This is a genomic window from Flavobacterium sp. KACC 22763 (assembly GCF_028736155.1).
Taxonomy (GTDB): Bacteria; Bacteroidota; Bacteroidia; order Flavobacteriales; family Flavobacteriaceae; genus Flavobacterium.
Genome location: NZ_CP117879.1, coordinates 289,160 through 304,311, shown reverse-complemented (window position 1 = coordinate 304,311; position 15,152 = coordinate 289,160). Strand labels below are relative to the sequence as shown.

13 protein-coding genes are annotated in these 15,152 nt (G+C 33.4%); 7 read left to right on the top strand and 6 right to left on the bottom strand.

Annotation, left to right across the window (positions count from 1 at the left end; all coding sequences use genetic code 11):
- Window positions 1-20: 20 nt before the first annotated feature.
- The 4 genes from PQ463_RS01345 (at window position 21) to PQ463_RS01330 (ending at window position 3,595) form a co-directional block, all read left to right on the top strand.
- The gene (locus tag PQ463_RS01345) at window positions 21-260 is read left to right on the top strand and encodes a GlsB/YeaQ/YmgE family stress response membrane protein (RefSeq protein ID WP_111366928.1); all 240 of its coding nucleotides are present in this window, start codon (window positions 21-23) and stop codon (window positions 258-260) included.
- A gap of 139 nt (window positions 261-399) precedes the next feature.
- Window positions 400-1,227 carry a sterol desaturase family protein gene (locus PQ463_RS01340; protein WP_274255947.1) on the top strand — a complete coding sequence of 276 codons (828 nt, stop codon included), beginning with the start codon at window positions 400-402 and terminating at the stop codon, window positions 1,225-1,227.
- 121 nt (window positions 1,228-1,348) lie between these two features.
- The gene (locus tag PQ463_RS01335) at window positions 1,349-1,627 is read left to right on the top strand and encodes a DUF2805 domain-containing protein (RefSeq protein ID WP_274255946.1); all 279 of its coding nucleotides are present in this window, start codon (window positions 1,349-1,351) and stop codon (window positions 1,625-1,627) included.
- A 111-nt stretch (window positions 1,628-1,738) separates the two neighbouring features.
- Entirely contained in the window at window positions 1,739-3,595 is a 1,857-nt protein-coding gene (locus PQ463_RS01330; RefSeq protein WP_274255945.1) for a M61 family metallopeptidase, read from the top strand.
- A gap of 325 nt (window positions 3,596-3,920) precedes the next feature.
- Here the strand turns inward: PQ463_RS01330 and PQ463_RS01325 are convergent, their stop codons facing one another.
- Together PQ463_RS01325 and PQ463_RS01320 are read right to left on the bottom strand one after the other, a co-directional pair.
- Window positions 3,921-4,364: a hypothetical protein gene (locus PQ463_RS01325; protein WP_274255943.1), complete on the bottom strand. Its 444-nt coding sequence runs from the start codon at window positions 4,362-4,364 to the stop codon at window positions 3,921-3,923.
- 171 nt (window positions 4,365-4,535) lie between these two features.
- A complete protein-coding gene (locus tag PQ463_RS01320) occupies window positions 4,536-6,872 on the bottom strand; it encodes a GH92 family glycosyl hydrolase (protein WP_274255942.1) in 2,337 nt (778 codons plus the stop codon).
- Between the two features lie 136 nt (window positions 6,873-7,008).
- Between PQ463_RS01320 and PQ463_RS01315 the strand changes: the two genes are divergently transcribed.
- A complete protein-coding gene (locus tag PQ463_RS01315) occupies window positions 7,009-7,632 on the top strand; it encodes a M949_RS01915 family surface polysaccharide biosynthesis protein (RefSeq protein WP_274255941.1) in 624 nt (207 codons plus the stop codon).
- A gap of 89 nt (window positions 7,633-7,721) precedes the next feature.
- Here PQ463_RS01315 and PQ463_RS01310 read toward each other — a convergent pair whose 3' ends face one another.
- The 3 genes from PQ463_RS01310 to PQ463_RS01300 form a co-directional block, all read right to left on the bottom strand.
- Entirely contained in the window at window positions 7,722-8,078 is a 357-nt protein-coding gene (locus PQ463_RS01310) for a hypothetical protein (RefSeq protein WP_274255940.1), read from the bottom strand.
- A 155-nt stretch (window positions 8,079-8,233) separates the two neighbouring features.
- On the bottom strand, window positions 8,234-9,412 hold the full coding sequence (locus PQ463_RS01305; protein ID WP_274255939.1) for an AIR synthase related protein: 1,179 nt from the start codon (window positions 9,410-9,412) through the stop codon (window positions 8,234-8,236).
- A 220-nt stretch (window positions 9,413-9,632) separates the two neighbouring features.
- Entirely contained in the window at window positions 9,633-11,822 is a 2,190-nt protein-coding gene (locus PQ463_RS01300) for a glutamine synthetase III family protein (protein ID WP_274255938.1), read from the bottom strand.
- Between the two features lie 429 nt (window positions 11,823-12,251).
- Between PQ463_RS01300 and PQ463_RS01295 the strand changes: the two genes are divergently transcribed.
- Complete coding sequence (locus PQ463_RS01295) at window positions 12,252-13,268, top strand: glutamine synthetase beta-grasp domain-containing protein (protein WP_274255937.1); 1,017 nt, start codon at window positions 12,252-12,254, stop codon at window positions 13,266-13,268.
- A 217-nt stretch (window positions 13,269-13,485) separates the two neighbouring features.
- Window positions 13,486-14,457 carry a TerC family protein gene (locus tag PQ463_RS01290; protein ID WP_274255936.1) on the top strand — a complete coding sequence of 324 codons (972 nt, stop codon included), beginning with the start codon at window positions 13,486-13,488 and terminating at the stop codon, window positions 14,455-14,457.
- Window positions 14,458-14,536: 79 nt separating this feature from the next.
- Here PQ463_RS01290 and PQ463_RS01285 read toward each other — a convergent pair whose 3' ends face one another.
- Window positions 14,537-15,064, bottom strand: a complete 528-nt coding sequence (locus PQ463_RS01285; protein WP_274255935.1) for a hypothetical protein — start codon at window positions 15,062-15,064, stop codon at window positions 14,537-14,539.
- Window positions 15,065-15,152 lie beyond the last annotated feature (88 nt).

Genomic DNA, 15,152 nt, shown 5'->3' with positions numbered 1-15,152 from the left:
TATCATCAAAAAAATAAAATATGGAATTTTTATATTTCTTACTTATAGGAGCCATTTCTGGATGGCTAGCCGGTCAGATCTGGAAAGGTGCTGGTTTTGGCTTAATTGGTAATATTGTTGTCGGAATCATAGGCGGATTTATCGGAGGATGGATTGCTGGGAAACTTGGTATTGGTGGCGGAGGCCTACTGTGGCAAATTCTGATTGCCGTAGGTGGTGCATGGGTTTTATTATTTATAATTAGCCTCATCAAAAAATAATACGCAATTAAGTACACAATTATTAGTACATAATTTAATTTGAAAGAGAAAATCTGATATATTTATATTGGATTTTCTCTTTTTATTTGGATAAAATCGACAAGAAAATTTTATTTCAACTCAAATATAGGTATGTATTATGAACGAAATCATTTCTTACTTCAGTACGATTCCATCGTCACATAGAAGCCTTATTCTGGTTGGGGGCATTACCATTTTTTGGCTTATTGAAAATAGTTTTCCTTTGTTTAAAATGCAATATAAAAAATGGCCACATGCTGGGATAAACTTCTTTTTTACCTTCACAACCATTGTGGTCAACTTTATCCTTGCCTTTATTCTAATAAAAACCGCCGCTTGGACAATCGAAAATAATTTTGGCATTCTGCAATGGCTTCCGCAAATGCCAATCTGGCTTTATACCATAATTGGATTATTGCTTTTGGATTTAATTGGGGCTTATTTAGCACATTTGGTAGAACACAAAGTAAAAATTCTATGGCAATTTCATTTGGTGCATCATACCGACACTTGGATCGATACTACCACGGCAAATAGACATCATCCCGGCGAAAGTGTTGTTCGCTTTGTCTTTACCACTTTAGGCGTCTTAATTGTTGGAACCCCGATGTGGATGGTTTTTCTCTATCAGTCATTATCTGTTATTGCTTCGCAATTTAATCACGCCAATATTTCGCTTCCAGAAAAACTGGATGTTTTTTTAAGCTATTTTATTGTCTCTCCCAATATGCACAAAGTTCACCATCATTACGTACTACCTTATACAGACAGCAATTATGGAAATATTTTTTCTGTATGGGATAGACTTTTTAGAACATTCACTTATTTGCCTAAAGATCAGCTTGTATACGGTGTAGATACTCATATGCTTCCAGAAGAAAACAATGAATTGAAAAATCTGTTAAAAATTCCATTTCAAAAATCAAGATCCTTTAAAAACAGCTAAATTCTCTAAAAAAAGTGCACTTTACTGAACCAACTTATTATTTTTTTTTTTAATATTGATACAAGAATTGAAAATCAATCTATTAATAATTAACACCCTATTTTGAATTAATTTTCACGAGATGAAAAAGAGTAGCCGCAAAGAATTGACTCCGGAACAAACTGAAAAACTTGTTTCGCTAGCTTTAGAAGAAAGAAATCCATTTGAAATTATAAAAAAAGAGTTTGGATTGGCAGAAAAAGAAGTCCTGGACATTATGAAAAAGAAAATGCCTCTTGAAAAATTTGAGATGTGGAAGAAGAAGGCAATTGCAAACAAGCCAAAACCAAAACCAGTAAAAATAGATGATTTTGATGAAGATTTGGACGGAAAATATTATATCAAGAATAAATTAGACTAACATAAAGCTCCTGTTTTTCAGGAGTTTTTTTTTTATATTTAAATTTAATGTGATTTTTTAGTAACTTTTCGATACTTTTTGTGTCAAATACAATTAACTAAACATATAGAAATGAAAAAAATACTTTACACCTTAGCTCTAGCGGTCACTTTTTGGAGCTGTAAAACAGGGAGCACCGGAGCCGCAAAAAGCAATATAGTTGAAGTTAATATCAATTTAACCGATGTTAAAGACGATAAAGTTTTAGTAACGGTTACTCCGCCAGCCATAAAAACTGACGAAATTGTTTACAGTATTCCGAAAACCGTTCCAGGTACTTATTCAACAGATAATTACGGAAAATTCTCGGAAGATTTTAAAGCATTTGATGCTAAAGGAAATCCACTTACAGTAAAGAGATTAGACGATAATTCTTGGTCTATTTCAAACGCAAAAGCGCTGAAAAAAATCACTTATTTGGTAAATGATAGTTTCGATACAGAAAAAGGAACTGGGTTCGGAAATGATGACGTTTTTTCTCCAGCAGGAACAAACATTGATGCAGGAAAAAATTTCATGGTTAATACTCATGGATTTGTAGGGTATTTTAAAGATAAATTAGATGTGCCGTACAAAGTGACTATTACACATCCTGAAACACTTTGGGGAGCAACTTCTATGACAGATCAGGATGCAAGCGCTACTTCTGATGTATTTACTACTTCTCGTTATGCTATTTTGGTAGAAAATCCAATTATGTATTCTAAACCTGATTACACTACTTTTAATGTAAACGGAATGGACATCTTAATTGCTGTGTACTCCCCTACTGGAAAATATACTGCTGAAAGCATCACTCCAGAGATGAAAACGATGATGACAGCACAGAAAAACTTTTTAGGCAAAGTAAATTCTACTAAAAAATATACTGTGTTATTGTACTTATCAAGTATGGCTAAAGACGATGCGCACGGTTTTGGAGCTTTGGAGCACCCAACTGCTACAACAGTAGTTTTACCAGAATCGATGCCAAAAGAAAAATTAGTAGAATCTATGAAAGATGTAGTTTCTCACGAGTTCTTTCATATTGTAACTCCTTTAACAATCCACTCAAAAGAAATTCAGTATTTTGATTACAATGCACCAAAAATGTCTGAGCATTTATGGATGTATGAAGGTGTGACAGAATATTTTGCTAACCTTTTCCAAATCAACCAAGGTTTGATTAATGAAGCTGAATTCTATACTCGTATTGCCGATAAAATTCAGCAATCTAAACAGCTAGATGATACAATGTCATTTACTGTAATGAGTAAAAATGTACTAGAACAGCCTTATAAAGACCAATACTTAAATGTATACCAAAAAGGAGCTTTAATTGGAATGTGTATCGATATTATCATTAGAGAGAAAAGCAATGGAGAAAGAGGAATCCTTGATTTAATGCATAAATTATCTGATGAGTATGGTGTTGAAAAACCATTCAATGATGATGAATTATTCGCTAAAATCACTTCATTAACTTATCCTGAAGTCGGAGAATTTTTAAACAAATATGTTGCTGGAACTACTCCAATTCCTTACGACTTCTACTTAGCTAAAGTTGGTGTTACAAAAGCAATGGAGAAAAAAACTGGAAATCCGTTTATAAAAGGACAGACTCCAAATATCACTATTGACAAAGCAACTAAAGAAATCGCTGTTCGTCCTGAATCTGAGTCAATCGAGTTTTTCAAAAGCCTAAATTTAAAAGGTGGTGATAAAATCTTAGCTGTAAATAATAAATCATACAACTTAGACAACATTTATGATTTGATTACTGAAAGTGAAAATTGGAAAGATAATGACCCAATCACTTTGAAAGTAAAACGTGGCGGAAAAGAAGAGACTATTAAAGGAACTGTAAAATTGCCATTTGAAGAAGCTGAAACTTTTAAAGCTACCGATGCTTCAAAAGAGAAACTTAAAAACGCATGGTTAAAAGGTTAATTTCCTTTTACAACATAAAAAAACCGACAAGAGATTGTCGGTTTTTTTATGCCTTTCTGAGAAACCAAGAATCATACACGTAAATCGACAAAGATTGTCTGACATACTTTTGCGGAGCTTCTTGTGTGATCCTTCGTTCGAAATGACGTTTTTTTTAAATTGCGTCCAGCTTTAGCTGGATGAATAAATTATAGTATCAGAGAGGGCTTTAGCCAAACAATAATTATTTGGCTAAAGCCTTTTTCTTCTCTTTATTTATAACCTCCAGCTAAAGCTGTAGGCAATCCAAATTTTGCCTCGCGTTTCAAATACTATCTTCGCGAAACTATTTCTTCACAGGAAATTTCCAGTCAAACTCATCTTTACTATTGATGATCGCTCCAATTTCGAACTTCACCACCTCATCAAATTCTGTTTGAAGGATAAACCAGTTGTCTTCGTTGAAATAATTTTCGAAAGTATCAAAAGTTTCTTGATTGTATTTAGTAATTCCTTTTGCCGCAAAATCTTTCTTTACATCAGCAATTTTTCTTCCGATTAATTTGAATCCGAAAACTTCTAAATCATTACTTGACGCTACAATATATCCTAATTTAAGATCTTCTTCCTGATAGAAAGTTAATCTTATTTTATGAGCATTGTAAACAAAAATTACGTTATCATCTTCGTCTTTATAATTTTTATCAGGTTTTCCCAAAACAGCTGTAACGTCGTTTTGTTTCATTCCGAAAAGCAATTTATCAATTCCTGATTTTAGATTTATTTTCATATTTATCTTTCTTTATTTGAAGTGCAAATTTCGTGAAGTTTTTTATTGTTTTGCCACGAATTGCACAAATTTTCACGAATTAAAATATCATCGTTTTGTCAGGCTGAGCGGAGTCGAAGCCTTTTTAAGTTAGAAAGCCCTTCGACTCCGCTCAGGGTGACAGACGTAAAACTAATTTTGATATTCCTTTTTATTAGGTTTACTGCTCATATAAAACGTAATTTTCCCACCATTCATAACATCAGCATGTTTTAAGAAAGGCTTAGAAAGTTCTTTTCCATTCAAAAGTACTCTTGAAACGAATACATTTTTATCAGATTGATTTACTGTTTCTACTTCAAAAGTTTTTCCGTTTTCTAAATTTAAAATGGCATTTTTCAGCAACGGACTTCCTAAAGCATATTCGTCAGAACCGGGAGCAACTGGATAAAATCCTAAACTGCTAAAAATATACCAAGCGCTCATTTGCCCGAAATCGTCATTTCCGCCCAACCCATCAGCACCATTTCTGTACATTTTTTTCAAGATCATCCTAATTTTATCTTGCGCCTTCCAAGGAGAATCTGTCCAATTGTATAAGTACACAACATGGTGCGAAGGCTCGTTTCCGTGAACATAATTTCCTATGATTCCATCTCTTGTAATATCTTCCGTATTTTCAAAATATTTATCTGGAAGATGCATGTTGAATAACGAATCTAAACGAACTTTAAACTTTTCATTTCCGCCCATTAAGTGAATCATATCGGCAGGATCTTGCGGAACGTATAAACTGTAATTCCATGAATTTCCTTCTATAAAACCTTGGCCGTGCGTGTCTAGTGGATCGAATTCTTTCTTAAATGTTCCGTCATTCAATTTCGGACGCATAAAACCTGTTTTTTCATCATAGACATTTTTATAGTTTTTCGATCTATTGATGAATTCATTGTAAATATCTGTCTTTCCTAATTTCTTTGCCGCTTGTGCAATTGCCCAATCATCATAGGCATATTCTAAAGTTTTAGAAACCGAAGCGCCACTTTTGTCTTCTGGAACATATCCTTTATTCATGTAAAATTCTAAACCATCATAATACGGCACTTTTGCAGTATTTACACAAGCTTGAAGCGCTTTTTCGGCATCAAAACTAATATTGCCTTTTACAATGGCATCGGCAACAACCGAAACCGAATGATATCCAATCATACACCAATTTTCATTGGCGTAATGCGACCAAATTGGAAGCATTTTATGAACGCTTTGGTCTGAATGTGCCAACATTGAGCTTACCATATCGGCGTTTCTTTTTGGCTGTACAATATTAAATAATGGATGCAAAGCACGATACGTATCCCAAAGCGAATAACTGGTGTAATTGGTGAATTTTTCGGCTTTATGGACATTCATATCCAAACCTTTATAATTTCTGTCTAAATCCATGTATTCGGTTGGTCCCAAAAATGCATGATACATTGCGGTATAAAAATTAACCAAATCTTCTTTTTGAATAGTTTCAACTTGAATTTTATTCAATTCTTTATTCCAAACTTCCTGGCTTTGTTTTTTTACTTTTTCAAAATCCCAATCAGGTGTTTCTTTTTTCATATTTTCTAATGCTCCAGCAGAACTCACAGGCGACAAAGCCATTTTAATTTTGATTTTTTCACCTTCATTCGCATCAAAATCAAAAAATAATTTTAGATTTTGTCCTGCCATTTCTGGAAAATTCTTCGTTTGATCAAATCTTCCCCAGAAACCTCTGTAAACACTTTTTTCTTGAGCTGCTTGCCCGTAACTCTTAATTGGTTTGCTGAATGACATAGCAAAATAAACCGTTCGGGTTCTTGCCCAGCCATTTGTCTGACGATATCCTGTTATCAAAGTATCGTTTTCTACACGTACAAATGTCCAAACATTCTTTTTATCGTAATTGTAAATCCCTGAAGTCAAATCTAAAATGATATGAGCTTCATCTGATTTTGGAAAAGTGTACTGATGCATTCCGACGCGAGTTGTTGCCGTCAGTTCCGCTTTAATTTTATGATCTTCTAGAAAAACGCTGTAATAGGCTGGTTCTGCTTTTTCTGTCGAATGCGAAAATGCCGATCTATAACCTGACAAAGGTTTTGAAGCCACACCTGGATTTAATTGCAGTTTACCAGTTGTTGGCATAATCAAGAAATCGCCTAAATCTGAATGACCTGTTCCGCTGAAATGGGTATGGCTGAAACCTACAATGGTTTTATCTTCATACTGATAACCAGCACAATATTTATAGACTTCACCATTATATTTTCCGTTTAAACTATAAGCAATCGTATCGGTTTCTGGACTCAATTGTACGCTCCCAAAAGGAACTGTTGCGCCGGGATAAGTATGTCCCATTTTTGCTGTTCCAATCATTGGATCAACATATTGAATTAGATTTCGATTTTGTTCTGCTTTTTTTTGTCCATTTATAGTATTGAAAAAAAGTACTAAAACCGATATAGTGGAAAGAAATTTGACGCAGTTTATCTTAGTCATATTATAGTTTTTTGTTGAAATATTTACTGTGATTTTAATTTAGAAAAGTACAACAAAATCTATTTTTAAAAAACATAAATTTAGCAGGACTCAAAAGGTTTAAATATCTTTGATATACTAAAAGTCAATTCAAAACATGAAAAAATATATTTTAATTTTACTTTCTTTCTCTTCTTCATTTATTTTTTCTCAAAAAATTGAAAGTCATAGATTAACCAAACAGGAAATTACACAGCGAGAACTCGAAAATCTGACTGATTATCCTATTTATAGAGCATTTGAATTTAGCGATAAAAGCGGAGTTTACGAATTGGTTTTAGGCGAAAACCAAAAGGTAATTTCTAAAAAAGATACTTTAAATACAAAAATACAAGCAGTTTGTGTCATTAACGATCACGGCGGACTTTTAGATCAATGGAAAATTAATGATTTGCTTGAAGATACTCTCCCAAAAGAAAAAAACATTTGGTTCTGGACAAAATATTGCAGCACAAAAGATATTGATGGCGACGGTTATATTGAACCTGTTATTGTTTACGGAACTCGCAACGAAGATGGCTATATAAGACGCGTAAAAATTATTACGGTTTATAAAAAGAAAAAATATGTCATTCGCGCAGTTGAATGCGATTTCGATAATTGCAGAAGTTTTGAAAAGGATCAAAGTTGGAATACGCTTCCGCAGAAAATAAAAACGTATGTCGATCAATTGCTAGCTAAAATGAGAAAAGAACAGAATGTGCTTTTGAAAAATGGATAGATTTAATTGTAAATTGTTAATGGTGAATTGTAAATGATTGATGGTTGTTCATAATTCACCATTTACAATTCACAATTTACAATTATTTTTTACTCACTCATTTCATCATAACGTTCCGGAACTTGCGGATCGTAAAGCGGACATTTGAATTCTTCCATGACATCAACTAATTTGTTCATGGTTTTTCCTTCTGTTCCGTAGCAGTCAATTTTTATGCTTTGCGGTGTTGTAATAACTTGAAATGCACCTTTCCCTTTTGGATTCTTCCAGCTGTTTTCATCCACTCTTTCCCAATCTGAGAAAACGGAATTAATTCTATTTACGATTACTTCAGTTTGAAGTTCAGCTAAACCTTCAACTTCTTGTTTTTCAACAAGAGCTTCATAAACTTCCTGATTGTTCAGGTAGATTTCGTCTAGATATTTCCAAAAAAGTAGTTCGTACATAGTTAAATATTTTTAAACCATATAAGTGATATAAGAAAATATAAATTCTTTCTGATTAGAATAGAAAGCTGTCAAATCAAAACAGGGCTTCGACTTCGCTCAGCCAAACAATCTAACTTAAAATGAACTTATATCACTTATATGTTTATTTTTTTTTAATAGTTGAATGTTCCGTATTCGCTAGTAATAGTCAGCTTTTTATCATCAGATGCTTCTACTCTACCTACGATTTGTGCGTCTACATTGAATGATTTAGAAATTTCAATAATATCTTGTGCGATACTTTCTGGAACGTAAAGCTCCATTCTGTGTCCACAATTGAAAACTTGATACATTTCTTTCCAATCTGTTTTTGATTGTTCTTGAATTAGTTTGAACAATGGTGGAACTGGAAATAAATTATCTTTTATAACGTGTAAATCTTTTACGAAATGCAAAATTTTAGTTTGTGCACCACCACTGCAGTGTACCATTCCGTGGATATCTTCTGGAGTATATTTATCTAAAATTTTCTTGATAATTGGCGCGTAAGTTCTTGTTGGAGAAAGTACTAATTGTCCAGCATTTATTGGGCTGTTTTCAACTTCATCAGTCAGATTTACTTGCCCTGAATAAATTAATTCTTCTGGAACTGCAGCATCGTAACTTTCTGGGTATTTTTTAGCTAAATATTTCCCGAAAACATCGTGACGTGCAGAAGTAAGTCCGTTACTTCCCATTCCTCCGTTATAGCTTTTTTCGTAAGTTGCTTGACCAAAAGAAGCCAATCCAACAATTACGTCTCCAGCTTTAATATTTGCATTATCTACAACATCTGCACGTTTCATGCGAGCTGTAACTGTAGAATCTACGATAATTGTACGAACAACATCTCCAACATCGGCAGTTTCTCCTCCTGTTGAATGAATGGTAACGCCAAATGATTTTAATTCGTTGATTAATTCTTCTGTTCCGTTGATGATTGCAGAAATAACTTCAGCAGGAATTAGGTTTTTATTTCTTCCGATAGTTGACGAAAGTAAAATATTATCTGTTGCACCAACGCATAATAAATCATCAATATTCATAATTAAGGCATCTTGAGCGATTCCTTTCCAAACAGAAAGATCTCCAGTTTCTTTCCAATACATATACGCCAAAGATGACTTTGTACCTGCTCCATCAGCATGCATAATAAGGCAGTGCCCATCATCCTGTGTTAGATAATCAGGAACAATTTTACAGAAAGCCTGAGGAAATAAACCTTTGTCAATATTTTTTATAGCGTTATGTACGTCTTCTTTTGATGCCGAAACACCTCTTTGTGCATATCTTTTGCTAGAATCTGAACTCATGAAAATTAGTTTGTGTTGATGTGGTGCAAAGATAATCCCTTTTTTTAATTCTTTGAATGATTCGCATGCTTGATTCAAAAAAAGTTTGCCACGAATTGCACTAATTTTCACAAATTTTTATTCTTTATGTAAAATCAGCTAAATCAGATAATTTTTGAAAAAAAATAAATTCGTGAGAATTCGCGCAATTCGTGGCAAAAAAACTATTTAATAAAAACTATTATTTAGTAAACAATAATTCTCTGTATTTTGTCAATGTCCAGCTTTCGTCATCAACTAATAATTCTAATTTATCACAGTGATTACGAATTTCATCGAAATATGGCTTAACATTATTGCAATACGCTTCTGCCATTTTTTGAGCGTCAGTCAATTGATTGGCTTTCTTTCTTTCATTAGTCATTGCCAATACTTTAGAATTGATTCCTTCAATATGGCCTGAAATTTCTTTAATTAAAACAATTTGTTCTTTAGCTAAAACTTCAAACTCTTTTGCAAAAATTTCTTTTAATCCTTTTACATTATCAATTAAAGTATTTTGATAACGAATTGCAGTTGGAATAACATGATTTCTTGCAATATCACCTAAAACACGTCCTTCAATTTGGATTTTTTTAGTGTATTCTTCCAATTCAATTTCGTAACGCGCCTCAGCTTCAACATGATTAAAGATTCCTAATTGCTCAAATAAATCCAATGCTTGTTTAGAAACTTTTGCTTTTATAGCTTCTGGAGTTGTTTTGAAGTTGCTCAAACCTCTTTTTGCCGCTTCTTTTTCCCAAGCTTCGCTATAACCGTCTCCTTCAAAAAGGATTTTTTTAGATTGTTTGATGTATTCTCTTAAGACATTGAAGATCGCATCATCTTTTTTCATGTCTTTATTTTCAATCAAGTTCTCTACTTCATTTTTGAAGTCGATTAATTGTTTTGCTACGATTGCGTTCAAAGTCGTCATTGCATTAGAACAGTTTGAATTTGAACCCACTGCTCTAAACTCAAATTTATTTCCTGTAAAGGCAAAAGGCGAAGTTCTGTTACGATCTGTATTATCAAGTAATACATCTGGAATTTTACCAACAACATTTAATTTCAAATCTGTTTTTTCTTCTGGCGAAAGTTTTCCTGTTGTTACGCTTTCCAACTCAGATAAAACTTTTGTCAATTGTGCTCCAATAAATACTGACATAATCGCTGGCGGCGCTTCGTTTGCTCCTAACCTGTGATCGTTACTTGCTGTTGCGATAGAAGCTCTAAGTAAAGTTTCGTTATCGTTTACTGCTTTTATTGTATTAATAAAGAAAGTCAAAAACTGTAAATTGCTCATTGGCGTTTTGCTCGGACTCAATAAATTAACTCCTGTATCTGTAGCCAATGACCAGTTGTTGTGTTTTCCTGAACCGTTTACTCCTTTAAATGGTTTTTCATGAAATAATACTTTAAAATCATGACGCTCCGCCACTCTTTGCATTACATCCATTAATAAAGAGTTGTGATCAACCGCTAGATTTGTCTCTTCAAAGATTGGTGCCAACTCAAATTGATTTGGCGCTACCTCATTGTGACGCGTTTTTACAGGAATACCCAATAGCATACATTCTTGCTCTAAATCTCTCATATAAGTAAGAGCACGAGTTGGAATAGATCCGAAATAGTGATCGTCTAACTGCTGTCCTTTTGCAGAAGTGTGTCCTAATAACGTTCTTCCCGTCATCATTAAGTCTGGACGAGAATTTGCCAAAGCTTTGTCAATCAAGAAATATTCTTGTTCCCAGCCTAAAGTTGCCGTTACCTTTTTTACGTTTTTGTCAAAATATTTACAAACTTCTGTCGCCGCTTCATCAATGGCAGATAATGCTCTTAATAAAGGTATCTTATTATCTAAAGCCTCACCTGTATAAGCAATAAATACTGTTGGGATACATAAAGTTGTACCATATATAAAAGCTGGAGAAGTTGGATCCCAAGCCGTGTAACCTCTTGCCTCAAAAGTATTTCTGATTCCTCCGTTCGGGAAACTAGATGCATCTGGCTCTTGCTGCACTAATTGCGCACCGCCAAATTTTTCAACAGGATCGCTTCCGTCATAAGAAATCTCAAAAAAAGCATCATGCTTTTCTGCAGTAGTCCCTGTAAGAGGCTGAAACCAGTGTGTATAATGTGTCACACCTTTTGCCAAAGCCCATTCTTTCATTCCCATGGCAATATAATCGGCTAGCTTTCTATCTATTTTTGTACCGTGCTGAATAGCATCTCTTACTCCTCTAAAAGCATCCGAAGTTAAATATTGCTTCATTGCTTTCTCATTAAACACATTTGAACCAAAAAGATTAGATTTTCGGCCAATTTCTTCAAAGTGCACCGGCTTTCTGTTAGAAGCTTCTTGTAAAGCTTGGAAACGTAATGTTGACATGGTTATATATATTTTAAATTCGTAATAATTTTCATTAAAAAATGATCAGCAAATATAAACAATTAAAAAACCTATTTGGAATATAAATTTTAGATTTTTGAAATAGAATTTCTCAACATAAAATGCTTTTTTCAAAGAATAATGAATTCAAATCACAGAAATATAACAAAACTGTACGGTAATATTGATTAAATAAACATTTTTTCATAATTCCTTAACTCATAAATTCAAAAATGTGCCGTAATTATTACGAATTTGTTTTTTAAAGGTTATCAAAATTGCTTTTTTTTAAATATACCCCTATCAAAATTATGCTTATCCAAAAAATTATACTTCATAAAACAAAATAGCCCCCTAATTTTTGGGACTGGAAAAATAAATCTATATTTGACCCAACGAAAAAAAACAAAAAAATTAATTTATATTATTATGGCTAAAATTAAGTTAGAGTACATTTGGTTAGACGGATATGAACCAACTCAAAATCTTAGAAGTAAAACTAAAGTTGAAGAGCACGAAAACTTCAAAGGAACATTAGAAGAACTTGGAAATTGGTCATTTGATGGTTCATCAACAAGACAAGCTGAAGGTGGATCTTCTGACTGTTTATTAGTTCCTGTTGCAATTTATCCAGACCCAACTCGTATCAACGGATGGTTAGTAATGTGCGAAGTTATGTACGCTGACGGAACACCACACCCTTCTAACGGTAGAGCTACAATTGATGATGATAATGATGATTTTTGGTTTGGTTTCGAACAAGAGTATTTCATCATGGATACTAAAACTCAACTTCCACTTGGTTTCCCAGTTGGAGGATACCCTGCTCCACAAGGGATGTACTACTGTTCAGTAGGTGGAAAAAACACACACGGTAGAAAATTAGTTGAAGAGCACGCTGACTTATGTATCGCTGCTGGAATCAACTTTGAAGGAATCAACCAAGAGGTTGCTTGCGGACAATGGGAGTTCCAATTATTCGCTAAAGGAGCTAAAAAAGCTGGAGACGAAATCTGGGTTGCTCGTTACCTATTAGACCGTTTAACTGAGAAATATGGTTACTATATCGAATATCACCCAAAACCTCTAGGAGATACAGACTGGAACGGTTCTGGTATGCACGCTAACTTCTCTAACACAGTTCTTAGAACATGTGGTTCTCAAGAAGTTTATGAGAAAATCTGCGAGGCTTTCCGTCCTGTTACTGCTGAGCACATCGCGGTTTACGGAGCTTACAACGAGCAACGTTTAACTGGTAAACACGAAACTGCTTCTATCAACGATTTCTCTTATGGAGTATCAGACAGAGGATGTTCTATCAGAATTCCTTTAATGACTGTTCAAAAAGGTTGGAAAGGTTGGTTAGAAGACAGAAGACCAGCTTCAAACGGAGACCCTTACAAAATTGCTGCTAGAATTATCAAAACTGTTAACTCAGCGCTATAATTTAAAGCTTACAATATACTATAAAAAGTGCCATCATTTATTTGATGGCACTTTTTTTTGAAACAATCTTCGCAAATTCAACTTTGTCAAAGTTTCAAACTTTGACAAAGTTCATTCATAATTCATAACTTATAATTTTAAAAGTAAGTTTCTGATAAATTTAATTTTTAAGTTAAACATCAAAACTTATCTTTGTAAATCATTAAAAAAAATCATTATGATAGTCTGGTCACTCTTTTTACTTGCTGTAGTTTTTATTCTTGCTTTAGACTTAGGTGTCTTCAACAAAACACCCCATATCATTAGCACTAAAGAAGCCAGCAAATGGACCTTGGTTTGGGTTACTTTATCATTCCTTTTTTCGGGAGTTATTTATTGGCTATACACCACAGACTACATTGACAATCCTGATAATTTGAAACCAGCCGTCGCTTCAATGAAGTTTATTACGGGTTACCTGATTGAGCTTTCGCTGAGTGTCGACAACATCTTTGTTATTGCTATTATTTTTGCTTCATTCAAAATTCCGCAAAAGTATCAGCATCGTGTTCTGTTTTGGGGAATCTTAGGTGCTATTGTTTTCCGTGGATTGATGATTTTCTTCGGAGTAATGCTGATTAATAAATTTGCTTGGACAACGTATGTATTTGGAGTTTTCTTAATATTTACCGCAATAAAAATGCTTTTTTCTGGAGAAGAAGAAGATTTTCACCCAAAAGATTCTTTTATCTATAAAGCTTTAGGTAAAGTTATGCCGATTACATCGGAAACAGATGGGGAGAAATTTTTCATTTCAACCAAGACTGCAAAAAAAGCCGCTACTCCATTATTTGTCGCTTTAATTGTTATTGAAGTTATGGATGTTTTATTTGCTGTAGATAGCGTACCTGCAATTCTTGCTATAACCAAAGATCCGTTTTTAGTATTCAGTTCGAACATTTTTGCTATTCTTGGATTACGCTCTATGTATTTCTTCTTAGCAAATATGCTGGCAAAATTCAGTTATTTAGAGTACAGCTTAGTTGCCATTTTAGCTTTCGTTGGATTGAAAATGCTTTTACACGATTTCTTCCACGTTCCAGAATGGGCTTCATTAGGATTTATTGCTTTATCTCTTCTAGTAGGAATTTTGGTTTCTCTTAAATTCGGACCAGAAAAAGTTTTAAATGATTCGTCAAGCGAAGAATAATTAGTTACAAAACATATATTTATAAAAAAAAGGAAATCGTAAGATTTCCTTTTTTTTATATTTTAATTAACTTCAAAAATTAATTTAATTGTTTAACATTACTATCGTCAATGTTATATTTCTTGATAACTGCATTATAATCTGAATAATCAGGCTTGCTAACAGATTTACCTGTTGTTGAAAAATCACCTGGAACAATTACAATTCTAAAAGTTTGATTTCTAATAAGATCAGGAGTTAAAGCCAAGTCATAAGTTCCTCCCGCATAGATTGTAAAATCTGTTCTACTAAAATCAAAATCATAATCAAGCTCTCCTTGAGACAGATAAAGTGTTCTTGGAATTTGTTGCCAAATTGGAGTTGTAGAATTAATTAATCCTGACAATCTGTAAATCAAAATAACATCTGAGTCCACAATATTTGGAGTTAATTTTCTATAAATATTATAGCCATCATCAACATTATAATCAAAATTTACATTTTGAAGTTCAAAAACTTCAGCAACAGGTCCTGGAAGTCCTTCCGGTCCTGGAGGCCCTTCTGGCCCTTCACAGCTAGAGAATGCAATTAAACCGATAACTGCAAATAAGGTAAGTATCTTTTTCATAATTATTTTTTTTTTAAGGATTATACTATAAAGGTATTCCAAAAATTAAACCAAAAAAAAGAAAAACATGATTTTTCCTCTATTTTTT